Here is a 24,986-nt window from a genome sequence, read left to right on the forward strand (position 1 = left end):
TACCGCCGGGTCGCGCAGTGCGGGGACGGGCACCGCACAGGCACCCGAGCACCAGCGGTACTTGAGCGCCGCCCTCGACCGAGGGCGCCGCCGGGCAAGGAGGGCCGCATGACCGTACGGCGAGTGATGGGCATCGAGACGGAGTACGGGATCTCCGTCCCCGGTCACCCCAACGCCAATGCCATGCTCACCTCGTCCCAGATCGTCAACGCCTACGCGGCGGCGATGCACCGGGCCCGCCGGGCCCGCTGGGACTTCGAGGAGGAGAACCCGCTGCGGGACGCCCGCGGCTTCGACCTCGCCCGCGAGGCCGCCGACTCCACCCAGCTCACCGACGAGGACATCGGCCTGGCCAACGTGATCCTCACCAACGGAGCACGGCTCTACGTGGACCACGCCCACCCCGAGTACAGCGCTCCCGAGGTCACCAACCCGCGCGACGCCGTCCTGTGGGACAAGGCGGGCGAACGGATCATGGCCGAGGCCGCCGAGCGGGCCGCCCAGCTGCCCGGGGCCCAGCCGATCCACCTCTACAAGAACAACACCGACAACAAGGGCGCCTCCTACGGCACGCACGAGAACTACCTGATGCGGCGGGAAACCGCTTTCTCCGACATCGTGCGCCACCTCACGCCCTTCTTCGTCTCCCGTCAGGTCGTCACCGGCGCCGGCCGCGTCGGCATCGGCCAGGACGGTCACGAGCACGGCTTCCAGCTCAGCCAGCGCGCGGACTACTTCGAGGTCGAGGTGGGCCTGGAGACGACGCTGAAGCGCCCGATCATCAACACCCGCGACGAGCCGCACGCCGACGCCGAGAAGTACCGCCGGCTGCACGTGATCATCGGCGACGCCAACCTCTCCGAGATCTCCACGTACCTCAAGCTGGGCACGACCTCTCTGGTCCTGTCCATGATCGAGGACGGCTTCATCGCCGTCGACCTGGCCGTCGACCAGCCCGTCCGCACCCTGCACCAGGTCTCGCACGACCCGTCACTCAAACGGCTCATCACCCTGCGCAGCGGCCGGACACTCACCGCGGTGCAGCTCCAGATGGAGTACTTCGAGCTGTCGCGCAAGTACGTCGAAGAACGCTTCGGCGCCGACGCCGACGAGCAGACCAAAGACGTCCTGGCCCGCTGGGAGGACACCCTCAACCGTCTGGAGAACGACCCGATGAGCCTGGCCGGCGAGCTGGACTGGGTCGCCAAGCGGGAGCTGATGGAGGGCTACCGGCGCCGCGACGGACTCGACTGGGACGCCGCCCGCCTGCACCTCGTGGACCTCCAGTACGCCGACGTACGCCCCGAGAAGGGCCTGTACAACCGCCTGGTGGCCCGCGGGCGCATGAAGCGGCTGCTGGACGAGTCCGAGGTGGACCGGGCCCGCAGGAAGCCGCCGGAGGACACCCGCGCGTACTTCCGGGGCCGCTGCCTGGAGCAGTACGCCGACGACGTCGCCGCGGCCTCCTGGGACTCGGTCATCTTCGACCTGCCCGGCCGCGACTCCTTGCAGCGCGTCCCAACCCTGGAACCGCTTCGCGGAACGCGTAATCACGTCAAGGCGCTGCTGGACCGCTGCCGCACGGCCGAGGACCTGGTCAGGGTCCTGTCCGGGGGCTGAGCGGGTACCCGGTCCGGGCGGCGGGGGCAGGGTGGAAATCCCCCTGTCCGGGAATCATCGAGGTGGCCCCCGGACGTTGCGGAAACTGCGGGGCCGATGTCGGACCCGGCTTGTAGGGTCTGATCATCACCGATCGGCGGTAATGCCGACCATGTCGGGCGAACTGAGCGGGGTGAGGGTTATGGCAACGAAGGACACCGGCGGCGGCCAGCAGAAGGCCACGCGCGCGACCGAAGAGGTCGAGGAGCAGGCGCAGGACGCGCAGGCCGCAGAGGACCTCAAGGAACGCCACGACGAACTGAGCGAGAAGGTGGACGACATCCTGGACGACATCGACGACGTGCTCGAGTCCAACGCCGAGGACTTCGTCCGGTCCTTCGTCCAGAAGGGCGGGCAGTAGGCCGCCGTTCCCTTCGTTCCGAAGGTGTGCGGAGCTTAGGGGTGGGTCGGTCAGGGGGGTGGAGCGCTGTGCGCGGCCGGCGGGACCGGTCCGCGCGCAGCCTTCGCGTCCCGGCACCCGGCCCCGGGCGCTCCGCCGGAGCCGCCCGGCGCCGGGCGGGCCGGCTCTCGCCGGACCGGGTGCGCGCAGGGCTCTGCGGAGCCGGGAGAAACGAGGAGCCGGGCGCCGCTCGCGCCGGTGCCCCGCCGTTCCTGCCGCCGGCTTCGCCGGAGCATGTGGATCACTGCCATGGGACGGGTAGGGTCCGTGGCGTACTGTGCTCCAGCTGCAACGCCGCACTGGGGCAGTTCAAGGATCGGCCCGATGTCATGAGGCGGGCTGCTGCTTATGTGGAAGGAATCGCGTGGAAGCCAACACTCGTAGCACCGGGCGTCTACCAGCTGCCTTCCTGACGCCTGGGTCCTCGTCCTTCATGGACTTCCTCTCCGAGCACCAGCCCGAGCTGCTGCCCGGCAAGCGGCAGCTGCCGCCCGCGCAGGGGGTGCTGGAGGCGCCGCACGGCACGACGATCGTGGCCGTGACCTTCCGGGGGGGCGTCGTGCTGGCCGGTGACCGGCGGGCGACGATGGGCAACGTCATCGCGCAGCGGGACATCGAGAAGGTGTTCCCCGCGGACGAGTACTCGGCCGTCGGCATCGCCGGCACGGCCGGCCTGGCCGTGGAGATGGTCAAGCTGTTCCAGCTGGAGCTGGAGCACTTCGAGAAGGTCGAAGGCGCGCAGCTGTCGCTGGAGGGCAAGGCGAACCGGCTGTCGACCATGATCCGTTCCAACCTCGGCATGGCGATGCAGGGTCTGGCCGTGGTGCCGCTCTTCGCGGGGTACGACGTGGACCGCGACAAGGGCCGCATCTTCTCCTACGACGTGACCGGCGGCCGCAGCGAGGAGCACGGCTACGCGGCGACGGGCTCCGGCTCCGTCTTCGCGCGCGGCGCCATGAAGAAGCTCTTCCGTGCCGACCTGACCGAGGCCGAGGCGACCACACTGGTGGTGCAGGCCCTCTACGACGCGGCAGACGACGACTCGGCGACCGGCGGTCCCGACGTCGCCCGCCGGATCTATCCGATCGTCACCGTGATCACCGATGACGGCTTCCGCCGGCTCACCGACGACGAGTCCTCCGAGATCGCACGCTCGGTTCTGCAGCGGCGGCTGGAGCAGCCGGACGGCCCGAGGGCCGCGCTGCTGTAGCGGCGGCCGGTTCTTGCCCAGGGTGATCGAGTGACCTCTACAGAAAGGGACGGATAACCGGTGTCGACGCCGTTCTATGTCTCACCTCAGCAGGCGATGGCCGACCGGGCGGAGTACGCCCGCAAGGGCATCGCCCGTGGCCGCAGCCTGGTGGTGCTGCAGTACGCCGACGGAATCGTGTTCGTCGGTGAGAATCCGTCCCGCGCGCTGCACAAGTTCAGCGAGATCTACGACCGGATCGGGTTCGCCGCGGCCGGCAAGTACAACGAGTACGAGAACCTGCGCATCGGCGGCGTCCGCTACGCCGACCTGCGCGGTTACACCTACGACCGGGACGACGTGACCGCGCGCGGTCTGGCCAACGTCTACGCCCAGACGCTGGGCACGATCTTCTCCAGTGCGGCGGAGAAGCCGTACGAGGTGGAGCTGGTGGTCGCCGAGGTGGGGGAGACCCCCGAGGGCGACCAGATCTACCGCCTGCCGCACGACGGGTCGATCGTGGACGAGCACGGCTCGGTCGCGGTCGGTGGCAACGCGGAGCAGATCAGCGGCTATCTGGACCAGCGCCACCGGGACGGGATGACGCTGGCCGAGGCCCTGAAGCTGGCGGTGCAGGCGCTGTCCCGGGACACCAACGGCAGCGAGCGGGAGATCCCCGCCGAGCGCCTGGAGGTCGCGGTGCTGGACCGCACGCGGCCGCAGCAGCGCAAGTTCAAGCGGATCGTGGGGCCGCAGCTGGCCCGGCTGCTGCGGGGCGGCAGCGCCGACGTCTCCCAGGACGACGACGAGCCGGAGGAGTCCTCCGGGTCCGACGAGACCGGGAAGTAGCCCATCGCGGGTGTTCCGGGTGCCCCGGCCGGCGTCTCCTCGACGTCGCGGCCGGGGCACCGGCGTCTCAGGAGGCCCGGGGCGCCGCCGTGGAGCCCCGGACCACCAGTTCCACCGGGATGTCGCCGGCGTCCGGCACACGGCCCTCCAGGACGGCCAGGAGGGCGTGCATGCCGCGTTCGCCGAAGAGTTCCGCGTCCAGGCGCACGGTGGTCAGCTCGGGGTCGATGGCAGTGGCCAGGGCGAGGTCGTCCAGACCGGTGACGGAGAGGTCGTCGGGGACGCGCAGTCCGAGCCGGCGCAGTCCCTTGTAGGCGCCCGCGGCCAGCTTGTCGTCGTCGCAGACCAGGGCGGTGGGCCGGGGGCCCGGTGCGCCGAGCGCGGCTTCGGTGGCGGCGCGGGCGTCCTCGATGGAGATCGGGGCGCGGGCGGTGCGCAGAGCGGTGCCCGGGACGGCGCCCAGACGCGCGGCCAGTTCCCGGGCTCGTACCTCGAAGGTCCAGGAGGGCACGTCGGCCGCGAGGTGGAGGAAGCGCCGGTGGCCGAGGCCGAGCAGGTGGTCGGCGACCTGGCGCACGCCGTCGGCGATGTCGAGGTTGACCGTGGCGGCGCCGAGGCTGCCGGCGGGGTCGCTGTCGAGCATGACGAGCGGGAGCTGGTCGCCGCGGATGGCGGTGAGGGCGTCGGCGGCCATGGAGGAGGCGAGGACGCCGTCGAGGGCGGCCTGGGCGGAGGCGAAGGGGTTCCTGGCGGGGCCGATGCCCTCGGGGGAGGGGTACAGGACGACGCCGAAGCCGTGGTCGGCGGCCACCCGGGCGGCGCCGGTGTAGACGCCGGCGAAGAACTCCGTGGTCAGGGCGGGGACGACGAGCAGGACGGTGCGGGTGTGGCCGAGGCGCAGGTTGCGGGCGGCGAGATTGGGCCGGTAGCCCAGGTCATGGGCGGCCTGCCGGACGCGCTGTGCGGTGGTCTCGGCGACCCGGCCGCGCCACTTGTCGCCGAGGACGAGGGAGACGGCCGCCTGGGAGACCCCGGCGGCCTGGGCGACGTCGCGGCTGGTGGGCCGGGTGCTTCCTCGTGCCACCGTGGTGCTGCCCCTCTTCTTCCGGCCGTGGGTGCTCCCGCGGCCGTTCGCGGTCGTCTGGACTGGTGAACAGCGCACATGGTACGTATGGCCACGCACGTTATACGTAACACTCATGCTGTACTCATGCCTGGAGGGCGCGCGATGGCCGCGGGATTCGCCGGATACCTGGAGATACTCAGGGCGCGGCACGCCGCCCGGCTGCTGGCGGGCACGCTCGTGGGCCGGCTGCCGAACGCGACCGCGGCGATCGCGATCGTGCTGTTCGTCCGCGCCGAGGGCGGCACGTACAGCCTCGCCGGCGTGCTGGCGGCGGTGTACGGGGTCGCCAACGCCGTGGGCCAGCCGGTGCTCGGGCGCCTGGTGGACCTGTACGGGCAGCCGCGCGTCCAGCTGCCCGCGGCGCTGGCGGCCGCCCTGGCGATGACCCTGTTCGCCTTCACCGGCACCGAGCCGCCGGTGCTCGCCTGGGCGGCGGTGGCCGCGGCCGGGCTCTGCACGCCGCCGCTGGAGGGCGGCCTGCGTGCCCTGTGGCCCACGGTCCTGCGCGGGCAGGAGCGGGTGCACACGGCGTACGCGATGGACGCGGTGGCCCAGGAAGTCATGTTCACCGTCGGACCGTTGCTGGTGACGCTGTGCGTGTCGCTGTGGTCGGCCCGGGCCGCCCTGGTGGTGCTGAACGCCGTCGGGGTGCTGGGCGCCCTGTCGGTGGTCGTCTCGCCGCCGTCCCGGGCGTGGCGTTCGGCGCCGCGCGAGGCGCACTGGCTGGGGGCCCTGCGCTCGCCGGGCCTGCTGGCCATGCTGGGGGCGTTCCTGTTCGTCGGGGTCGCGCTGGGGTCCATCACCGTGGCGGCGGTGTCCTACGCGGACGGTCACGGCGGTGACGCGGTGTACGGCTGGCTGATGGCGGCGCTGGGCCTGGGGGCGCTGGCCGGCGGGGCCGTCTACGGGGCGCGGCAGTGGCCGGGTGAGCCGGAGCGGCGACTGCGTGTGCTGGTGGCGCTTCTGGCGGTGTGTTACCTGCCGCTGACACTGATGCCGGGGGTGGTCGCGATGGTGCTGCTGACGGCGGTGTCCGGGGTGTTCCTGGCGCCGTGCATCGCCTGCGCATTCATCATCGTGGACCGGCACGCGCCGAGCGGGACGGTGACGGAGGCGTTCTCCTGGCTGGTGACGATGTTCACGGTGGGTGCGTCGGTGGGTACGGGGGTCGCGGGCCCGGTGGTCGAGGCGGGCGGCGCGCTGTGGGGTTTCGCGGTGCCGGCCGTGGCCGGGGCGGTGTCGCTGCTGGTGCTGCTGGCCACCGGATCGGTCCTCGCAGTTCCCGCCGGGCGGGCGGTCGTTGCGGCTTCATCGGAAAATGATCCAAATCGTGCTGTCGAACCCCGTTTCAGCTCGGGGGATCGGGCGTAATGTTCAGTCATGGACCGCCGCATTTTCGGGCTGGAGAACGAGTACGGCGTCACGTGCACGTTCAGGGGACAGCGCCGCCTGTCGCCTGACGAGGTGGCGCGGTACCTCTTCCGCCGTGTCGTGTCATGGGGCCGCAGCAGCAATGTGTTTCTGCGAAACGGCGCCCGGCTCTATCTCGACGTGGGGTCACATCCGGAATACGCGACACCCGAGTGTGACAATGTGACCGAACTGGTCACCCACGACAAGGCCGGCGAGCGCATTCTCGAGGGACTCCTGGTAGACGCGGAACGACGCCTGCACGAGGAGGGAATCGCGGGCGACGTCTACCTCTTCAAGAACAACACGGACTCGGCGGGCAACTCCTACGGCTGTCACGAGAACTATCTGGTGGCACGGCACGGGGAGTTCTCACGGCTCGCGGACATCCTCATTCCGTTCCTGGTCACCCGGCAGCTGCTGTGCGGCGCGGGAAAGGTCCTGCAGACGCCGCGCGGGGCCGTGTACTGCGTGAGCCAGCGGGCCGAGCACATCTGGGAGGGCGTCTCCTCGGCGACGACCCGCTCCCGGCCGATCATCAACACGCGCGACGAGCCGCACGCGGACGCGGAGCGCTACCGCCGGCTGCACGTCATCGTGGGCGACTCGAACATGTCCGAGACGACGATGCTGCTGAAGGTCGGCGCCACCGACCTCGTGCTGCGCATGATCGAGGCGGGCACGGTGATGCGGGACCTGACCCTGGAGAACCCGATCCGGGCGATCCGCGAGGTCAGCCACGACATCACGGGCCGCCGCAAGGTGCGCCTGGCCAGCGGCCGGGAGGCGTCCGCGCTGGAGGTGCAGCGCGAGTACTACGAGAAGGCCGTGGACTTCTGCGAGCGCCGCGGCATCCGCACCGGCACCGTGGAGCAGGTGCTGGAGCTGTGGGGCCGCACGCTGGACGCGATCGAGAGCGAGGATCTCGACCGGATCGGCACCGAGATCGACTGGGTGATGAAGTACAAGCTCATCGAGCGGTACCGGGCCAAGCACAACATGACCATGTCGCATCCGCGGGTCGCCCAGATAGACCTCGCGTACCACGACATCCACCGCCGCCGCGGCCTGTACTACCTGCTGGAGAAGAAGGGCCAAGCCACCCGCATCTGCAACGACTTGAAGATCTTCGAGGGCAAGTCGGTGCCCCCGCAGACCACTCGGGCGCGGCTGCGCGGCGACTTCATCCGGCGGGCGCAGGAACAGCGCCGTGACTTCACGGTCGACTGGGTGCACCTGAAGCTCAACGACCAGGCACAGCGCACGGTGTTGTGCAAGGACCCGTTCCGTTCGGTGGACGACAGGGTGGAGAAGCTGATCGCCGGAATGTGATCCGCGGGGGAGCGGGGCGCGTTCCGAGCGATTCCCCGTTCCCCGGTTCGCTCGCGCGGGGGGCAACCCCGCCGGAACGCCACACGGGCGCCGTACGTTTCACGTACGGCGCCCTTCTCGCCCCGTAGAGTTGCGCGCACGCCATCCACAAGATCGACCGATTACGAGGCCCACCGTGCGCCGACGCTCTCTGCTCCTTTCCGCCCCCGCGGGACTGGTCACCCTGGCCGCCTGCGGCAACGACAAGTCCGGCTCGGGCAGTGCCGGTGACACCTCCTCGAAGTCTCCGTCGCCCACCGCCCCGGCGACGTCCGCCGCGCCGCCGCCGAAGATCGTCTCCGGGCCGCTGCCGGCGATCACGGCGGGCACGAAGTTCGGTGAGAAGCCGACCGTCGCCAAGGGCACCGGCACCCCGTCCAAGGACCTGGCGGTGAAGACCGTCATCGCCGGCGGCGGCCGTACGGTGGCGGAGAACGACTACGTCCAGGCCCACTACCTCGGCCAGGTCTGGGACACGGCGAAGGTCTTCGACAACTCCTACGACCGCAAGACGCCCCTGCTCATCCAGCTCGCCCAGGGCACGATCATCGACGGCTGGCGCTATGCGCTGGCCGGGAAGAAGGTCGGCAGCAGGGTGGAGTTCTCGGTGCCCCCCACCTGGGGCTACGGCACGCAGGGCAACGCGCAGGCGGGCATCAAGGGCACCGACACGCTGGTCTTCGTGGTCGATGTGCAGGACGCCTTCAACTCCAAGAGTTCGGCCAAGGGCAGGACGGCCGGACCGAACGACGCAAACCTGCCGAAGGTGGGCACCAACACCGACGGCGCGGCCCCCTCCGTCGACGTCCCGAAGACGGCGGCGCCCAAGAAGCTGGTCGCGGAGTACGTCATCGAGGGGGACGGCCCGGTGGTCAAGGCGGAGAGCACCGTGCTGGTGCAGTACAAGGGCGTGCTGTGGGACGGCGGCAAGGAGTTCGACTCGACGTACAAGAGGAACCAGCTGACGTCGTTCTCGCTGCAGCAGGTCGTCAAGGGCTGGGCGCAGGGGCTGACCGGCAAGAAGGTCGGCAGCCGCGTCCTGATCGTCATCCCGCCGTCCCTGGGCTACGGCGACAACCCGCCGCCGGACAGCGGCATCAAGAAGGACTCCACGCTCGTGTTCTCCGTGGACATCCTGGCCGCGATGTGAGCCGCCCGGGATGTAAGACTGTGGATGTTGCCTTTTCGCAGACAAGCAGGAGCTAGAGACGTGAGCATCGACAAGCCCGAGATCGACTTCCCGGGCGGCGAGCCCCCGGCGGACCTGGAGATCAAGGACATCTGGGAGGGCGACGGCGAGGTGGCGACGGCGGGCCAGACCGTCACCGTCCACTACGTGGGTGTCGCCTTCAGCACCGGCGAGGAGTTCGACGCCAGCTGGAACCGGGGCACTCCCTTCCGCTTCCCGCTCGGCGGTGGCCGGGTCATCAAGGGCTGGGACCAGGGCGTGCAGGGCATGAAGGTCGGCGGCCGCCGCCAGCTGACCATCCCGGCCCACCTCGCCTACGGCAACCAGAGCCCGACCCCGGCGATCAAGCCCGGCGAGACGCTGATCTTCGTCGTCGACCTGCTCGGGGTCTGACCGCAGCCGCGCGGATCGTCCGGGGGACCGGGGGATCCGCGCGGTCTCCGGTCACCTGGGGCCCATGCCCGACCGGGCGTGGGCCCTCCGCTTTTGCCACCGTGCCGCGGGGCGGTACGGTCGTCGGCAGTAAGCACCAGAGGAAGGTGACGGGCGTCGATGGCCATTGCCAAGGCGGAGCGGCTGATGAACCTCGCGCTGTGCCTGCTCGGGACACGGCGGCCGCTCAGCAAGCGCGAGCTGCGCGAGTCCATCGAGGCGTACGTGGAGGCCTTCGGGCCGGGCCGGGGCACGGCTCCCGGGCCGGACAGGAGCGCGCCGGCGTCCGACGACTCCTTCAACCGCATGTTCGAGCGCGACAAGGACGACCTGCGCGAGCTGGGGCTGGTCATCGAGACCGTGGAGAGCCTGGACGGAGAGGTCGGCTACCTCGCCCGCCGGGACAGCAACCGGCTGCCGCCCATCACCCTGGACGCCGAGGAGGCCGCCGCCCTGGGCCTGGCCGCCAAGGTCTGGCAGCAGGCCCGGCTCGCCGGGGCCGCCAGCGGCGCCCTGCAGAAACTGCGCGCGGCCGGTCTGCCCGAGGACGTCGACCCGTACGAGGCGCACAGCGCCCTGGAGCCGCGCATCCCGGTGCACGAGGCCGCCTTCGAACCGCTGATGCTGGCCTGCCGCGACCGCCGTCCGGTGCTCTTCGACTACCGCAAGGCCAGCGCCGCCCGCCCCGAGCCCCGGCACGTGGAGCCGTGGGCGCTGGAGTGCTGGCGCGGCCACTGGTACCTGGCAGGCTTCGACCGCGACCGCGGCGCCGAGCGGGTCTTCCGGCTGTCCCGGATCACCGGCAAGGTGCGCTCGCGCGGCGCCCGCTTCACCGCTCCCGTGCCGGACGTCGTCACCGTCCGGGAGACCGTCGCGAGCTGGGCCGGCGAGATCGCCGACCGCTCGGCGCGGATCCGGCTGCGCTCGGGGTCGGGCTACCCCCTTCGGGCGAAGGCCACCGCCGTCCGGGAACTGGGCGACGGCTGGGACGAGTTGGACATCCCGTACGGACACGGGCTGGACGCCTGGCTGGTGGAGTTCGGACCGGACGTGGTGGTCCTGGAACCCGCCGAACTGCGGGCGGACGTGGTGGACCGGCTGCGTGCCGTGGCCAAGGGCTGAGGGGGATCGAGGAACACCGTGGCAGGCAAACCGGTCAGGCCCGCGAACGCCATCGACCAGACCCGGCGGATGCTCTCCCTCGTGACCTATCTGAGGGAGCGGCCCGGCGCCCGGATCGAGGACGTGGCGCGCGCCTTCGGCATCAGCGAGGACGAGCTGGTCTCCGACCTCGACGTGCTGCCCATGTGCGGCACCAGCTTCCGCGGCGGCGACCTGCTCGACATCGACACCGACGGTGAGCGGATCTGGTGGCACAACCCCGCCGCGCTCGGCGCGGACGCCGCCGAGCCGCTCAGGCTCGCCGCCGACGAGGCGACCGCCCTGCTCGTCGCCGCCCGCGCGGTGGCCACCCTGCCGGGCCTGCGCGAAAGCGACCGGCAGGCGCTGCTGCGGGCGACCGCCAAGGTGGAGACCGCGGCCGGCGAGGCGGCCGGCGCCAGCTCCCGCCTGTCGGTGACCTTCGAGTCCGAGGGCGGCGTCTTCGCCGACGTCGACCGGGCCATCTCCGAGCGGCGCCGCCTGTGGATCCGCTACTACTCGCCCGCGCGCGACGAGGTCACCGAGCGCGAGATCGACCCCATCCGCCTGGTCAGCGTCGGGCACACGTACGTGGAGGCCTGGTGCCGCCGCTCCGAGGCGCGCCGCACCTTCCGCCTCGACCGGGTCGCCGAGATCAAGATCCTCGACGAGCCGTCCGCGCCCCCGGAGATAGAGCTGCGCGACCTGTCCGAGGCGCTGGTGCAGCCCGCCGCGGAGGACCCCGAGGTCGTCGTCGAGGTCGGCCCCGGCGGCCGCTGGGTGGCCGAGTACTACCCGCACGACAGCGCCGAGGAGCTGCCCGACGGCGGGCTGCGCATCACGCTGCGCACCCCCGACCCGGCCTCGCTCAGGCGTCTGGCGCTGCGCCTGGGCCAGGACGGCAGGATCGTCGCACCGGGAGCCTTGGCCGACAGCGCCCGGCAGGCGGCCCGGGAGGCCCTCGCGGCGTACGACGGCACCGAGGCGGCGCCCGGCGCGGGCGGCGGCCGGGGCACCGGCGGGGGAGCCCCGGCCGGTGACCGCGACGGGGCCGGGCCCACCGCGCCCGGCGGCCCGTCCGGCCCGGTGTGGGCCTACGGCAGGCAGGAGCAGGCGCTGTGAGCGAGTCGACGCCGCCCGCCGGGGCGGGCATGTCGGTGGCGGCGGCCTTCGCCGGGATGCGCAACGTGTCTCCCGCGGTGTTCCGCGCGTGCTGCCCCGACTGCCGGGCCCGTTTCGAACTCGCCGCGAGCGCGCTGCGGCTGGTGGTCGGCGCCAGCAGCCGTACCACCTTCTACTCGTTCACCTGCCCCGAGTGCGGTGTCTCGGCCCGCAAGCCGGCCGGGGAACGCATCGTCGAACTGCTCACCAGCGGCGGCGTCAGGGCCCTGCGGCTGCACAGCGCCGTCTGAGGCCCGTGCGGGGCACGCCGGGCGGTTCCGGCGCGGTCCGGGCTCGGACAGGTCCGCGTGCGGCTCGTGCCGCTGCCCGGTGAAGGTTCGCCCCCGGAAAGCGGGCGGTCCGTCAGCCGTCGGCGGGCGAGCGGCCCGGCCCCGCGGTGCGCCGGCCCCGCACCAGGTCGCACGCCCGTCCGTCCGTGCCGGACAGTGCTCGAACGGTCCTGCGGCGGCCGGCGGTGCCCGGCGCCGGGACCGTTGCGGGTGCGACGACCGGCCGCCGGCCGCGAGCCCGGACGGAACCGCTTTGCGGACCGTCTAGGCTCAGGGTCATGGTGTGGGCGATGTTCGCGGTAGCTGCGGGATTTCTGGGACTCGCCGTCCTCGGTGTGCTGGGGATCCGGGTCTTCCTCGAGGCGCAACGCCTCGGCAGGCAGGTCTCGGACTCGGCGCGGCGTATCAACAGGGCGGCCGAGGACCTGGAGCGGGCCGCCGTGAGCGCGGCGCGGGCGGCCGACCCCCGGTGAGCGTTCCCGGGAACCCGTGCGCGGTCCCGGGAACTTCCGTGAGGTTCTGAACGTCACGTGGGGTGGAGTGCTGTGGCCTGTACCCAATGCTCTTGCGGCTGGGTACGCTCTACGCGCGGTCCGAAGAACGAGGCGCGGTCCGCACGGCACGAGTACACGTGGGGATGGTCCCGAGTTCATCCCCGGGCGATACGATCGCTGTCAGCACGATGGTCAGACCCCTGTCCGTCCGGTCGGTCAGGACCCGCCGCCCCGCCTCAGTGAGAAGGTGAAGACAGATGTTCCGCAACGCACTCGAGCCGTGGCACCTGGTGCTGTTGATTCTCGTGATCGTCCTCGTGTTCGGCTCGAAGAAGCTTCCGGACATGGCGCGCTCGCTCGGCAAGTCGGCGCGCATCCTCAAGAGCGAGGCCAAGGCGATGAAGGGCGACGGCAAGGCGTCCTCCACGTCGGCCCAGCCGGCCGAGGAGGAGCAGTCCGCGCAGGCTCAGCGCACCATCCAGGCGGCCCCCGGTGATGTGACCAGCTCCCGCCCGGTCGCCGAGCCGACGGACACGACGACCCAGCGCTGACGCGAGGACCGGGACCTCTCCGGTCCACTGCACGAGATGAGGATGTGGGTTGCTCAAGCCGGCCCAGAAGAAGGAGAGGGATCCCGAGGGGCGCATGCCGCTCGCGGACCACTTGCGTGAGCTGCGCAACCGGCTCGCGAAGGGTGTCCTCGCGATCCTCGTCGTGACGGTGGTGGCGGCCTTCTACTACAAGGACATCACCAACTTCATCACGAAGCCGGTGCTGGACTCCATCGGGTGCCCGCAGACCTTCGGGCAACTGGCGAAGGCCAAGGACAACCACTGCGCGCACCTCACGGTCAGCGGTCTGCTGGCGCCCTTCACCCTGGCCCTGAAAGTCGCGCTGACGACGGGCATCGTGCTGGCCGCGCCGGTGTGGCTCTACCAGCTGTGGGCCTTCGTCGCGCCGGGCCTGCACCGGCACGAGAAGAAGTACGCCTACTCCTTCGTGGCGTTCGGCTTCCCGCTCTTCCTGGCCGGCGGCTACCTCGCCTACAACGTGCTGCCGACGACGGCGAAGTTCCTGATCGACCTGACGCCCAGCGGCGCGGAGAACCTGCTGCCCCTGGACGACCTGCTCGACCTGAGCATCCGCATGGTCGTCGTCTTCGGCCTCGCCTTCGAGATGCCGCTGCTGCTGATCATGCTCAACATCACCGGCGTGCTGTCCGGGCGGCGCATGCTCGGGTGGTGGCGCGGCATGATCGTCGGTATCGCCGCCTTCGCCGCCGTGGCCACGCCCAGCCCCGACCCGGGGACGATGCTGTCCCTGGCGGCGCCGATCTGGGGTCTGTTCTTCGTCGCCGTGGGATTCGCCCTGTTCAACGACCGCCGCAAGCTCCGGCGCACGGCGGGGGGCCCGTCCGACGACGAGGCCTCCGACCTCGACCTCACCCCCGAGGACATCGGCGAGGTCGAGCCCGTTCCCGCCCCCCGGGCCCTGCCCGAGCAGTCCGGCACCGAGCGGGTCAACGGCTACGACGACGTGACCTGATCCACCCCGCGCACCTGGCCGGCCGCCCGCCCCGCGAGCGGCCGGCCTGCGCGCGTCCGGGGCTGTGCACGTCGGGCCGCCTGCGTCCGGGGCGGCGTCGCCCCCCGCTCTCCGGGTGCCCATCCGCTCTCCGGGTGCCCTTCCGCTCCCGGGTCGGTCACCGGCCGCCGGGCCGCGGGAACCCCCGCTGCCGGGCCGATCGGGATAATGATCGTCCTGTTGTCAGTGCGGCCCGGTACGCTCGAAAGCACGATGACTCAGGACCTCTCACCGGCCGAGCGGTACGCGGCAGCGCGCAGGCGAGCTGCCGAGCAGGCCACCGCACTCGCGGGTTTCCGCGAGATGTACGACTTCGGCCTCGACCCGTTCCAGATCGAGGCCTGCCGGGCCCTTGAGGCCGGCAAGGGCGTGCTGGTCGCCGCGCCCACCGGCTCCGGCAAGACGATCGTGGGCGAGTTCGCCGTCCACCTCGCCCTCCAGCAGGGCAAGAAGTGCTTCTACACGACGCCCATCAAGGCGCTGTCCAACCAGAAGTACTCCGACCTGTGCCGCCGCTACGGCAGCGGCAAGGTCGGCCTCCTCACCGGCGACAACAGCCTCAACTCCGACGCCCCGGTGGTCGTGATGACCACCGAGGTGCTGCGGAACATGCTGTACGCGGGCTCCCAGACCCTGCGCGGCCTCGGCTACGTGGTCATGGACGAGGTGCACTACCTCTCCGACCGCTTCCGCGGCGCCGTCTGGGAGGAAGTGATCATCCACCTGCCCGAGTCGGTGACCCTGGTGTCACTGTCGGCGACCGTGTCCAACGCCGAGGAGTTCGGCGACTGGCTGGACACGGTCCGGGGTGACACCGAGGTGATCGTCTCCGAGCACCGCCCCGTCCCGCTCTTCCAGCACGTGCTGGCCGGCCGCCGGATGTACGACCTCTTCGAGGAGGGCGAGGGCCACAAGAAGGCCGTCAACCCCGACCTCACGCGGATGGCCCGCATGGAGGCCAGCCGCCCGTCGTACCAGGACCGCAGACGCGGCCGGAACATGCGCGAGGCCGACCGCGAGCGCGAGCGCCGCCAGCGCTCCCGGATCTGGACGCCGAGCCGTCCGGAGGTCATCGAGCGGCTGGACGCCGAGGGCCTGCTGCCGGCCATCACGTTCATCTTCAGCCGCGCCGCCTGCGAGGCCGCCGTCCAGCAGTGCCTGTACGCGGGCCTGAGACTGAACGACGAGGAGGCGCGTGAGCGGGTGCGCGCCCTCGTCGAGGAGCGCACCGCCGCGATCCCGCGCGAGGACCTGCACGTCCTCGGGTACTACGAGTGGCTGGAGGGCCTGGAGCGCGGCATCGCCGCCCACCACGCCGGCATGCTCCCGACCTTCAAGGAGGTCGTCGAGGAACTCTTCGTGCGCGGCCTGGTCAAGGCGGTCTTCGCCACCGAGACCCTCGCCCTGGGCATCAACATGCCCGCCCGCTCGGTGGTCCTGGAGAAGCTCGTCAAGTGGAACGGCGAGCAGCACGCCGACATCACCCCCGGCGAGTACACGCAGCTGACCGGCCGGGCCGGCCGCCGCGGCATCGACGTCGAGGGGCACGCGGTGGTGCTGTGGCAGCGAGCCATGAACCCCGAGCACCTCGCGGGCCTAGCGGGCACCCGCACCTATCCGCTGCGCTCCAGCTTCCGGCCGTCGTACAACATGGCGGTCAACCTGGTCGAGCAGTTCGGCCGGCACCGCTCCCGGGAGCTGCTGGAGACCTCCTTCGCGCAGTTCCAGGCCGACAAGTCGGTCGTCGGCATCTCCCGGCAGGTGCAGCGCAACGAGGAGGGTCTGTCGGGCTACAAGGAGTCGATGACCTGCCACCTCGGGGACTTCACGGAGTACGCGCGGCTGCGCCGCGAGCTGAAGGACCGGGAGAACGAACTGGCCCGGCAGGGCGCCGTCCAGCGGCGGGCCGAGGCCGCCGTCGCCCTGGAGAAGCTCAAGCCCGGCGACGTCATCCACGTGCCCACCGGCAAGTTCGCGGGCCTCGCCCTGGTCCTGGACCCGGGCCTGCCTGCCGGCCGGACGGGCGGGCACCGCGGATTCGATCACCAGGACGGTCCGCGCCCGCTCGTGCTGACCGCCGAGCGGCAGGTCAAGCGGCTGGCGGCCATCGACTTCCCGGTCCCCGTGGAGCCGCTGGAGCGGATGCGGATCCCGAAGTCCTTCAACCCGCGCTCCCCGCAGTCCCGGCGCGACCTGGCCTCCGCGCTGCGCACCAAGGCCGGGCACATCCCGCCCGACCGGCACCGCAAGCGGCGCTCTCAGGCGGTCGACGACCGGGAGATCGCGCGGCTGCGCGCCGAGCTGCGCGCCCACCCCTGCCACGGCTGCAACGACCGTGAGGACCACGCCCGCTGGGCCGAGCGCTACCACCGGCTGCTGCGCGACACCAAGCAGCTGGAGCACCGCATCGAGGGCCGTACGAACACGATCGCGCGCACCTTCGACCGGATCGTCGCCCTCCTCACCGAGCTGGACTACCTGCGCGGCGACGAGGTGACCGAGCACGGCAAGCGGCTGGCCCGGCTGTACGGCGAACTCGACCTGCTGGCCAGCGAATGCCTGCGCGAGCGCGTCTGGGAGGGCCTGGGGCCGGCCGAACTCGCCGCGTGCGTCTCGGCCCTGGTCTACGAGGCCCGCGTCGGTGACGACGCCATGGCGCCCAAGCTGCCCTCGGGCAAGGCGAAGGCCGCGCTCGGGGAGATGGTGCGCATCTGGGGCCGGCTCGACGCCCTGGAGGAGGAGTTCCGCATCAGCCAGACGGAGGGCGTCGGCCAGCGCGAGCCCGACCTGGGCTTCGCCTGGGCCGCGTACATGTGGGCCTCCGGCAAGGGCCTGGACGAGGTGCTGCGGGAGGCGGAGATGCCGGCCGGTGACTTCGTGCGCTGGTGCAAGCAGGTCATCGACGTCCTCGGCCAGATCTCGGCGGCGGCCCCGCCGGAGAACTCCACCGTGGCGAAGAACGCGCGCAAGGCGGTCGACGGCCTGCTGAGGGGAGTGGTCGCCTACTCGTCGGTCGGGTGACGTCCGCCCTGCCGGGGCAGGGGGCGTGACGGTGTGCGGTCGATCCGCGCACGGTCACGCCCCCTTGGCGTTCTCTCACCCGTCCCGGTGAGGGGTTTTCGCATGTCCGTACGCCGTGACGGTCGGTGTTCGAGTGGTCGCCCGGCGTGCGAAACGGCCGAGGGTACTCCTGTCCCCGGCCCTGTTTCAGGTGCTTGCCGAATATGACACGCCGATGATCCGGTCGGACTAAGCTCCCCCGCAACGCACCGAGTTGAGATGTATTCGTGCGTTTGTTCCCAGATACCTCAAAGGTCCGACTGTTCCATGACGTACCCCACTGGAAGCTGCCCCGAACCCCAGCCGATTCGTCACAGAGGGCTTACATGGTGAGTGTCCAATCGCCTCCTGACGGCCGCGAACTTCCTTACGCACGCGTGCTGTTGCTGCCGGTCGTACTGATGGCGGCGGCCACCGTAGCCGCCGTCGCCCTGGTGACGGACCCGGCCCGCCTCGCCGTCGGCTGCTGCGGCGCCGTCGCCACCCTGCTCGTGCTCCTCACCGGCGCCGAAGCGGTGCGCCGCGGCCGCACCATCCGCGAGCAGCGGGCGGAACACGCCCGGCACACCGAATACCTCCAGCAGCGCATCGCCGGCCACGACGAGCAGATCTCCTACCTCGCCTCGGAGATCCTCCCGGCTGCCGTCGACCACCTGCGCGCCAGCCACACCCCGCGCGAGGTCATGCGCGACCTGATCGACGGGGACCCGGAGTGGTGCCGGATCTCCGAACCGCAGCGCGCGGTGGTCCGCATGATCCTCAAGATCGTGGACCAGGAGGAGTCGATGCGCGACTCCACGCAGCGCTCCTTCGTCAGCATCGCCCGCCGTGTCCAGGCGATCGTGCACCAGCAGGCCAAGGAACTGCGGGAGATGGAGGAGGACCACGGCCGCAGCCCGGAGGTCTTCGACGACCTGCTGCGCATCGACCACGGCACCGCGCTCATCGGCCGCCTCGCCGACTCCGTCTCCGTCCTCGGCGGCGGCCGCCCCGGCCGCCAGTGGCCCAACCCGGTCACCCTGTACAGCGTGCTGCGCGGCGCCATGTCCCGGATCCTGGAGTACCGCCGGATCGAGCTGCACTCCATCGCCAAGGTCAACATCAAGGGCACCGACGTCGAGCCGGTCATCCACGCCGCGGCCGAACTCCTCGACAACGCCACCCGCTACTCGCCGCCCCAGACCAAGGTGCACGTCACCGCCGTCGAGGTGCAGTCCGGCGTCGCCATCGAGATCGAGGACGGCGGCGTCAGCCTCAACGAGGAGTCCCGCGCCCGGATCGAGAAGATGGTCGAGGCCGCCAAGGCCGGGGTCGACCTCCAGGAACTGGGCGAGAGCCCCCGCCTGGGCCTCGCCGTCGTGGGCCGCCTGTGCACGGCGTACAAGATGCAGGTCTCGCTGCGGGCCTCCGCGTACGGCGGGGTGCGCGCCGTCCTCGTCGTGCCCAGCGACATGATGACCACCGACCCCGCACCGGGCCTCGCCCACGGCATCGGCGCCACGTCCATCCCGCGGCCCGGCGAGGACGCGGTGGAGGGCCCCGAGCGCGCCCCCAAGAAGCGCCGCCCCACCAGCCCGCGCATCCCCGCCTCCGTGCCGATGGAGGACGAGGTCCCCGAGGTGACGGAGTGGACCCCGAACGGCCTGCCGCAGCGCCGCAGCCGGGTCAAGATCCCGCTCAGCCGGCGCATCGCGGAACAGGTCGCCGCCGACCGCGCCGAGCAGGAGGGCGGCTCCGTGTGGAGCACGCCCCGCCCCGCCGCCCCCGGACCCGCCGAGAAGGAACCCGAACCGGGCCTGTGGGTCGAGGCGTTCTGGGACGGCCTGAAGAAGGACAACCCCGGCCCGGACCCGACCGCCTTCACCCAGGACCCGACCGCATTCCTGCACCTGATCGAGAAGCCGGCCCGGGACGGGGCCGACGACGAGGGGGACCTCAAGTGATCCAGCAGCGCGCCAACTTCGACTGGATGCTCAAGGAGCTGAACGACGGCGTACCGGGCATCGAGATGATCGTGGTGCTCTCGGCCGACGGCCTGCGCATCGCCCGCTACGGCGGCGACCCGGACGCGGCCGACCGGGTCGCGGCGGCCTGCGCGGGCCTGCAGAGCCTGGCGAGCGCGGTCGCCGTCGAGATCCCCGACAGCGACGGCCGGATGAAGCTGGTGGTCATCGAGATCGACGGCGGCTACTTCTACCTGATGTCCGCCGGGGCCAACGCCTACCTCGCGGTGCTCGCCGACATCCGCACCGAACCCGGCATGATGAGCGCCCGCATGCGCGACCTCGTGGTGCGCATCGGCGCCCATCTGACCAGTCCGCCCCGGCGGGGTGGGCAGCCCGTATGACACCTCCGCGACGCCAGAGGCGCTTCCCCGCGCACGAGCCGCCGCCCCCGAAGCCCGCCAAGCAGGGCGAGGAGAAGAACCCGGAGCGGCTGTACGTCGTCGCCGGGGCCGGTGAGGACGGCGCCCGTGCCGCCCTCGACCTGGTCACCCTCGTGGTGGCGCGCGCCGAACCGCCGCCGTCCGCCACCCCCGAGCAGGCGGCCCTGCTGCGGCTGTGCACCGCCCCGCTGTCCGTGGCCGAGCTGTCGGCCTACCTCAACCTGCCGTTCAGCGCGATGACGGTCCTGATCACCGAGCTGCTGACGGCCGAACTGGTACAGGCGCGCGCCCCGATCGTGCGCCAGGCGGTCCCCGACCGTTCCCTCCTCGAAGCGGTGATGCATGGACTTCAACGGCTCTGACACGCTCCCCGGCCCGCGCACCGGGGATCATCTTCCGCACACGGCGCAGGCCGCGGTGAAGATCGTCATCGTCGGCGGCTTCGGGGTCGGCAAGACGACGATGGTCGGCTCGGTCAGTGAGATCAGGCCGCTGACCACCGAGGAGACCATGACCCAGGCCGGTATCGGGGTCGACGACGACTACGGCTCCGACTCCAAGACGGCCACCACCGTGGCGATGGACTTCGGCCGCATCAGCATCACCGACCAGCTGGTGCTGTACCTCTTCGGCACCCCCGGCCAGGAGCGCTTCTGGTTCCTGTGGAACGGGCTGTTCGAGGGGGCGCTCGGCGCGGTCGTCCTCGTCGACACCCGCCGCCTGGAGGTGAGCTTCGACGTCATGGGGCGGCTGGAGGAGCGCGGCGTGCCCTTCGTGGTGGCCATCAACTCCTTCCCGGACGCCCCCCGGTACCCCGTCGCCGAGCTGCGCGCCGCGCTCGACCTGTCCGACGACATCCCGATGGTCGAGTGCGACGTACGGCGCCGGGCCTCCAGCCGGGACGTGCTGATGACGCTCATGCGCTTCCTGCACTCCCTCGCCATGACCGGCTCCCGCACCTGAGCGGGCACCGCGCCCGAACCGGCCGGCTCCGCCGCCCCTCCGCTCGCCCCTTCACTCCTTCTCCTTCACTCCTTCTCCTCCACTCCGCCTCCTCCCTTCATCCCCTTCCGTCCTTTCCGCTCCGAAAGCGACCGCTGTGACGCCTGAACACCAGCCCCTGACCGGTCCGGACGACCGCACCCCCGCTCCGCCTCCCGGCTGCCCCGCGCACGGCATCGGCGCCGGCGGGCTGCACCGGCTCCACGAGGCGCCGGACCTCGGCGACCTCTACGAGCAACTGCGCGAGCAGTACGGCCCGGTGGCGCCCGTACTGCTGCACGACGACGTCCCCATGTGGGTGGTCCTCGGCCACGCCGAGAACCTGCACATGGTGCGCACGCCGTCGCAGTTCACCCGGGACAGCCGTATCTGGACACCGCTCAAGGAGGGCATGGTCAAGCCCGACCACCCCCTCATGCCCCACATCGCCTGGCAGCCCATCTGCTCGCACGCCGAGGGTGCCGAGCACAAGCGGCTGCGCGGCGCGGTCACCGCCGCCATGGCCACCATCGACCACCGCGGACTGCGCCGCCACATCGGCCGCGCCACCCAGCGCCTGGTCAACCGCTTCTGCGAGACCGGCCGCGCCGAACTCGTCGACCAGTTCGCCGAGCACCTGCCGATGGCGGTGATGTGCGAGGTCCTCGGCATGCCCGAGGAGTACGACGACCGGCTCGTGCAGTGCGCCCGCGACATGCTCAAGGGCACCGACACCGCGATCGCCAGCAACGAGTACATCATGGGCTGTCTGCGGCGGCTCGCCGCCCGCCGCCGCGCGCAGGCCCAGGACGACTTCACCAGCCACCTCATCGCCGACCCGGCGGGCCTGAACGACGACGAGGTCGAGCAGCACCTGCGGCTCGTGCTCATCGCCGCCTACGAGGCCACCGCGAACCTCCTGGCCAACACCATCCGCCGGGTGCTCACCGACCCCGGCTTCCGCGCCCAGCTCAACGGCGGCCAGATGACGGTGCCGGAAGCGGTCGAGCAGTCCCTGTGGGACGAGCCGCCCTTCAGCACCATCTTCGCCTACTTCGCCAAGCAGGACACGGAGCTGGGCGGCCGGCGCATCCGCCGCGGCGACGGCCTGCTGCTCGGCATCGCGCCGGGCAACGTCGACCCCCGGGTCCGGCCCGACCTGGACGCGGACATGCAGGGAAACCGTTCCCACCTGGCCTTCAGCGGCGGCCCGCACGAGTGTCCGGGCCAGGACATCGGCCGTGCCATCGCCGACGTGGGCGTCGACAACCTGCTGATGCGGCTGCCGGACATCCAGCTGGACTGCGCCGAGGAGGAGCTGCGCTGGACCGAGTCGATCGCCTCGCAGCACCTGGTCGAGCTGCCGGTGCGGTTCACACCGCGGCCGCAGCAGGACGTGCGGGCCCAGCCGAGCCACACCCCCATGCCGGTGCCGCAGCCCCGCGTCGCCTGGGAGATCACCACGGCACGGCCCACCCCGGAGCCGGTCCCGGACCCGTCCCCCGAGCCGGTCCCGGCGCAGGCCACGGCCGGTGGGGCGCCCCGGGCCTCCGCCGTCCCGCCGGCCCGCACGCGGACCGCGGTGGCCGGCGCCGCGCCCGCCCCGGCGCCGTCCGCACCGCCGGCGACGGCACCGGTGGCCGCTGCCGGCGCTGGCCCGGAGCGGGACCGTCCGCGCGGGGCCTGGCAGCGCTTCCTGCGGTGGTGGCGCGGCTACTGACCCGCCCACTGCGGGTACGACGCCCAGGCCCCCAGCACCCGTCCGCTGCGGAACCGGTGCTCCGCCCCGGTGACCGGGTCGGTGAACTCCAGCTCCCGCGCCAGCAGTTGCAGCGGGCGCCGGAAGTCACCGGCCGGGCCGGGGCCGGTCACCACCGGGTAGAGCGGATCGCCGAGGATCGGCACGCCCAGCGCGGACATGTGCACCCGAAGCTGGTGCGTCTGACCGGTGGCGGGGGTGAGCCGGTAGCGGGCGAGGCCGTCCGCACGGTGCTCGACCGCTTCCACGCGCGTGACCGCGTTCGGCTCGCCGGGCACCTCGCGGGCGGCGAGCACCCCGCGTTCCTTCACGATCCGGCTGCGCACGGTCCGGGGCAGGGCGAGCGCGGGGTCGTACGGCGCCACGGCCTCGTACACCTTGCGCACCAGACGGTCGCGGAAGAGCGTCTGGTAGGCGCCGCGCTCCTCGGGGCGCACCGTGAACAGCACCAGTCCCGCGGTGAGCCGGTCCAGGCGGTGGGCGGCGCCCAGCGTGGGGATGTCCAGCTCGCGGCGGAGCCGGGCCAGCGCGGTCTCGGTGACGTGGGTGCCGCGCGGGGTGGTGGCGAGGAAGTGCGGCTTGTCCGCGACGACCAGGTGATCGTCGCGGTGGACCACCTCCAGCGGGAAGGGCACCGCCGCCTCCTCGGGCAGCTCCCGGTGGAACCAGACGAACATCCCGGGCTCGTACGGTGCGTCGGGTGCCACCGGCCGTCCGTCGGCGGCGACGATCCGTCCTTCGTCGAACATCTCCGCGACCGCTCCCGGCGCCGCCCCCGACAGCCGTTCCACCAGGTGCTCGCGCACGGTCGCCCACGTCCCCCCGGCGGGCAGCCGCACCCGCACCGGGTCCACGCCCCGCAGCTGGGGCAGCGGTGCGGGTGGTGCGGTGCGGGCTCGGCGTCTCATCCGTCGAAGCCTACGAGCCGCCGCACCCGGTGGAAAACCGCTGGGCCGGCCCGCCCGGGCCCGGCAGGATGCGCGGTATGCCTGACCTCACCGCTCCCGTCCTGCCGGCCGGCACCTTCTCCGGTGCGCCGCAGCCCACCGTCCCCGCCGCCGGCGGACTGCTCCTGCGGCCCTTCACGCCCGAGGACGCGCCCGCGGTGCACGCCGTCTTCCAGGACCCGGCCATGCACCGCTGGCACCTGCGCTCCGCCGGCTCGGAGGAGGAGGTGGCCGGCTGGATCGCGCAGTGGCACGCGGCCTGGGAGGCGGACCGGGAGGCCCAGTGGGCGGTGGCCGAAGGGAACGGCACCGGTCGCCTGGTGGGCCGGGTCGCGCTGCGCGAGGTGCGCCTCGCGGACGGGGCGGCCGAGGTGGCGTACTGGACGGCCCCGGACGCCCGGGGCAGGGGAGTGGCCGCCCGTGCCACCGCCGCTCTCGCCCGCTGGGCCCTGGAGGAGACCGGCTTCCACCGCCTGGAACTGCTGCACGCCGTGGCCAACGGGGCGTCCTGCCGGGTCGCCGCCCGGACCGGCTTCGTCCTGGAGGGCACCAAGCGGCGCTCGGGTCTGCACGCGGACGGCTGGCACGACATGCATCTGCACGCCCGGGTGGCGGGCGACTGAGCGCGGGGCGTACCCGCCGCGGGACAAGGGCGGCGGCCGCGTGCGCGGATGCCGCCGCCCCTCGGGGGGTGCCGTCGGCTCAGGCGGCGCTCGCCGCGCCCTCCTGCTCGGCCTCGATCCGGGCGTTCCACTCGCGCTTGGAGGCCTGCCAGCCGTCCTCGTTGTGGCCGAGGCGCCAGTAGCCGGAGATCGACAGGTCCTCGCGCGGGATCGCGTGCTCCACGCGCAGCAGCCGCCTCAGTTCCTTCACGAAGCCGGCCTCGCCGTGCACGAACGCGTGTACCCGGCCCTCGGGGAAGTCCAGCGCCCGTACGGCCTCCACCAGGGCCGCGCCGACGGGCCGCTCGCCGCGGTGCAGCCAGACGACCTCCACGTCGGAGTCGATCTTCTGCTCCTCCTCGGGCCCCGAGACCTCCACGAAGGCGTGGGCGGTGGTGCCCGGGGGCAGCGCCTCCAGGGACCGGGCGATGGCAGGCAGGGCGCTCTCGTCACCGGCCAGCAGGTGCCAGTCGGCGCTCGGGTCGGGGGCGTAGGCGCCGCCGGGGCCCATGAAGCGCACGGTCTCGCCGGGCCGCACCAGCAGCGACCAGGGGCCGGCCAGGCCCTCGTCGCCGTGGACCACGAAGTCCAGCGTCAGCTCCAGGCGCTCGGGGTCCCAGGCGCGCACGGTGTAGGTACGGGTCACCGGCCACTGCCCGGGCGGGAACTCCTCCCGGATCCGCTGCATCTCGAAGGGTTCGGGGTAGGTGACGCCCGCGGCCGGGAACAGCAGCTTCACATAGTGGTCCGTGCACGTGTCGGCCGAGAAGCCGGCGAGTTCCTCGCCGCCGAGCACCACACGCTGCATGTGCGGGGTGAGCCGTTCGGTGCGGATCACCCGGGCGGTGTGGGTCCTCCGCGGCTTGCGCGCCGGACGTTCTGCCATGACGGCCTCCC

25 protein-coding genes are annotated in these 24,986 nt (G+C 72.0%); 22 read left to right on the forward strand and 3 right to left on the reverse strand.

What is annotated here, in order from left to right:
- Positions 1-108: 108 nt before the first annotated feature.
- The 5 genes from dop to prcA all read left to right on the forward strand — a co-directional run bounded on the left by dop (position 109) and on the right by prcA (position 4,097).
- Positions 109-1,620, forward strand: a complete 1,512-nt coding sequence (gene dop, locus AC6I72_RS25565; protein ID WP_498003492.1) for a depupylase/deamidase Dop — start codon at positions 109-111, stop codon at positions 1,618-1,620.
- Positions 1,621-1,801: 181 nt separating this feature from the next.
- Positions 1,802-2,020 carry a ubiquitin-like protein Pup gene (locus tag AC6I72_RS25570; protein WP_498003493.1) on the forward strand — a complete coding sequence of 73 codons (219 nt, stop codon included), beginning with the start codon at positions 1,802-1,804 and terminating at the stop codon, positions 2,018-2,020.
- Positions 2,021-2,295: 275 nt separating this feature from the next.
- Positions 2,296-2,472: an endonuclease domain-containing protein gene (locus tag AC6I72_RS25575; RefSeq protein WP_498003494.1), complete on the forward strand. Its 177-nt coding sequence runs from the start codon at positions 2,296-2,298 to the stop codon at positions 2,470-2,472.
- Entirely contained in the window at positions 2,424-3,269 is an 846-nt protein-coding gene (prcB, locus tag AC6I72_RS25580) for a proteasome subunit beta (RefSeq protein WP_498003495.1), read from the forward strand. The genes AC6I72_RS25575 and prcB overlap by 49 nt, the downstream gene beginning before the upstream one ends.
- Before the next feature lie 60 nt (positions 3,270-3,329).
- A complete protein-coding gene (gene prcA, locus AC6I72_RS25585) occupies positions 3,330-4,097 on the forward strand; it encodes a proteasome subunit alpha (protein WP_498003496.1) in 768 nt (255 codons plus the stop codon).
- A 67-nt stretch (positions 4,098-4,164) separates the two neighbouring features.
- Here prcA and AC6I72_RS25590 read toward each other — a convergent pair whose 3' ends face one another.
- Positions 4,165-5,181 carry a LacI family DNA-binding transcriptional regulator gene (locus AC6I72_RS25590; protein ID WP_498003497.1) on the reverse strand — a complete coding sequence of 339 codons (1,017 nt, stop codon included), beginning with the start codon at positions 5,179-5,181 and terminating at the stop codon, positions 4,165-4,167.
- 144 nt (positions 5,182-5,325) lie between these two features.
- Between AC6I72_RS25590 and AC6I72_RS25595 the strand changes: the two genes are divergently transcribed.
- The 16 genes from AC6I72_RS25595 to AC6I72_RS25670 all read left to right on the forward strand — a co-directional run bounded on the left by AC6I72_RS25595 (position 5,326) and on the right by AC6I72_RS25670 (position 22,441).
- A complete protein-coding gene (locus tag AC6I72_RS25595) occupies positions 5,326-6,594 on the forward strand; it encodes an MFS transporter (protein WP_498004822.1) in 1,269 nt (422 codons plus the stop codon).
- Positions 6,595-6,603: 9 nt separating this feature from the next.
- The gene (pafA, locus tag AC6I72_RS25600) at positions 6,604-7,965 is read left to right on the forward strand and encodes a Pup--protein ligase (RefSeq protein WP_037859616.1); all 1,362 of its coding nucleotides are present in this window, start codon (positions 6,604-6,606) and stop codon (positions 7,963-7,965) included.
- A 175-nt stretch (positions 7,966-8,140) separates the two neighbouring features.
- The gene (locus AC6I72_RS25605; protein ID WP_498003498.1) at positions 8,141-9,154 is read left to right on the forward strand and encodes an FKBP-type peptidyl-prolyl cis-trans isomerase; all 1,014 of its coding nucleotides are present in this window, start codon (positions 8,141-8,143) and stop codon (positions 9,152-9,154) included.
- Positions 9,155-9,214: 60 nt separating this feature from the next.
- Complete coding sequence (locus AC6I72_RS25610; protein WP_498003499.1) at positions 9,215-9,586, forward strand: FKBP-type peptidyl-prolyl cis-trans isomerase; 372 nt, start codon at positions 9,215-9,217, stop codon at positions 9,584-9,586.
- A gap of 159 nt (positions 9,587-9,745) precedes the next feature.
- A complete protein-coding gene (locus AC6I72_RS25615; RefSeq protein ID WP_366725661.1) occupies positions 9,746-10,747 on the forward strand; it encodes a helix-turn-helix transcriptional regulator in 1,002 nt (333 codons plus the stop codon).
- Between the two features lie 18 nt (positions 10,748-10,765).
- On the forward strand, positions 10,766-11,887 hold the full coding sequence (locus AC6I72_RS25620; RefSeq protein ID WP_498003500.1) for a helix-turn-helix transcriptional regulator: 1,122 nt from the start codon (positions 10,766-10,768) through the stop codon (positions 11,885-11,887).
- A 29-nt stretch (positions 11,888-11,916) separates the two neighbouring features.
- Entirely contained in the window at positions 11,917-12,177 is a 261-nt protein-coding gene (locus AC6I72_RS25625) for a hypothetical protein (RefSeq protein ID WP_051813287.1), read from the forward strand.
- Positions 12,178-12,494: 317 nt separating this feature from the next.
- Entirely contained in the window at positions 12,495-12,689 is a 195-nt protein-coding gene (locus AC6I72_RS25630) for a hypothetical protein (protein ID WP_498003501.1), read from the forward strand.
- A gap of 278 nt (positions 12,690-12,967) precedes the next feature.
- Positions 12,968-13,261 carry a Sec-independent protein translocase subunit TatA gene (gene tatA, locus AC6I72_RS25635; RefSeq protein ID WP_037859629.1) on the forward strand — a complete coding sequence of 98 codons (294 nt, stop codon included), beginning with the start codon at positions 12,968-12,970 and terminating at the stop codon, positions 13,259-13,261.
- A gap of 49 nt (positions 13,262-13,310) precedes the next feature.
- On the forward strand, positions 13,311-14,255 hold the full coding sequence (tatC, locus tag AC6I72_RS25640; RefSeq protein ID WP_498003502.1) for a twin-arginine translocase subunit TatC: 945 nt from the start codon (positions 13,311-13,313) through the stop codon (positions 14,253-14,255).
- Between the two features lie 207 nt (positions 14,256-14,462).
- Positions 14,463-17,315, forward strand: a complete 2,853-nt coding sequence (locus AC6I72_RS25645) for a DEAD/DEAH box helicase (protein WP_498003503.1) — start codon at positions 14,463-14,465, stop codon at positions 17,313-17,315.
- A gap of 365 nt (positions 17,316-17,680) precedes the next feature.
- Complete coding sequence (locus AC6I72_RS25650; RefSeq protein ID WP_498003504.1) at positions 17,681-19,297, forward strand: ATP-binding protein; 1,617 nt, start codon at positions 17,681-17,683, stop codon at positions 19,295-19,297.
- Positions 19,294-19,701: a roadblock/LC7 domain-containing protein gene (locus tag AC6I72_RS25655; protein WP_498003505.1), complete on the forward strand. Its 408-nt coding sequence runs from the start codon at positions 19,294-19,296 to the stop codon at positions 19,699-19,701. Before AC6I72_RS25650 ends, AC6I72_RS25655 begins: the two co-directional genes overlap by 4 nt.
- Positions 19,698-20,102 carry a DUF742 domain-containing protein gene (locus AC6I72_RS25660; RefSeq protein ID WP_366725655.1) on the forward strand — a complete coding sequence of 135 codons (405 nt, stop codon included), beginning with the start codon at positions 19,698-19,700 and terminating at the stop codon, positions 20,100-20,102. Before AC6I72_RS25655 ends, AC6I72_RS25660 begins: the two co-directional genes overlap by 4 nt.
- Positions 20,083-20,703, forward strand: a complete 621-nt coding sequence (locus tag AC6I72_RS25665) for a GTP-binding protein (protein ID WP_498003506.1) — start codon at positions 20,083-20,085, stop codon at positions 20,701-20,703. The genes AC6I72_RS25660 and AC6I72_RS25665 overlap by 20 nt, the downstream gene beginning before the upstream one ends.
- A gap of 136 nt (positions 20,704-20,839) precedes the next feature.
- Positions 20,840-22,441 (forward strand): cytochrome P450, encoded by a 1,602-nt coding sequence (locus AC6I72_RS25670; RefSeq protein WP_498003507.1) that lies wholly within the window; start codon positions 20,840-20,842, stop codon positions 22,439-22,441.
- On the opposite strand, the gene AC6I72_RS25675 is transcribed toward AC6I72_RS25670, so the two are convergent.
- On the reverse strand, positions 22,435-23,388 hold the full coding sequence (locus AC6I72_RS25675) for a pseudouridine synthase (protein WP_498003508.1): 954 nt from the start codon (positions 23,386-23,388) through the stop codon (positions 22,435-22,437). The two genes, AC6I72_RS25670 and AC6I72_RS25675, sit on opposite strands and share 7 nt — an antisense overlap.
- 77 nt (positions 23,389-23,465) lie before the next feature.
- Here AC6I72_RS25675 and AC6I72_RS25680 point away from each other — a divergent pair, with 77 nt between their 5' ends.
- Complete coding sequence (locus tag AC6I72_RS25680; protein ID WP_498003509.1) at positions 23,466-24,050, forward strand: GNAT family N-acetyltransferase; 585 nt, start codon at positions 23,466-23,468, stop codon at positions 24,048-24,050.
- A 79-nt stretch (positions 24,051-24,129) separates the two neighbouring features.
- On the opposite strand, the gene AC6I72_RS25685 is transcribed toward AC6I72_RS25680, so the two are convergent.
- Positions 24,130-24,975 (reverse strand): siderophore-interacting protein, encoded by an 846-nt coding sequence (locus AC6I72_RS25685; RefSeq protein ID WP_498003510.1) that lies wholly within the window; start codon positions 24,973-24,975, stop codon positions 24,130-24,132.
- Positions 24,976-24,986: the final 11 nt, after the last annotated feature.

It is taken from the genome of Streptomyces sp. Xyl84 (assembly GCF_059731885.1).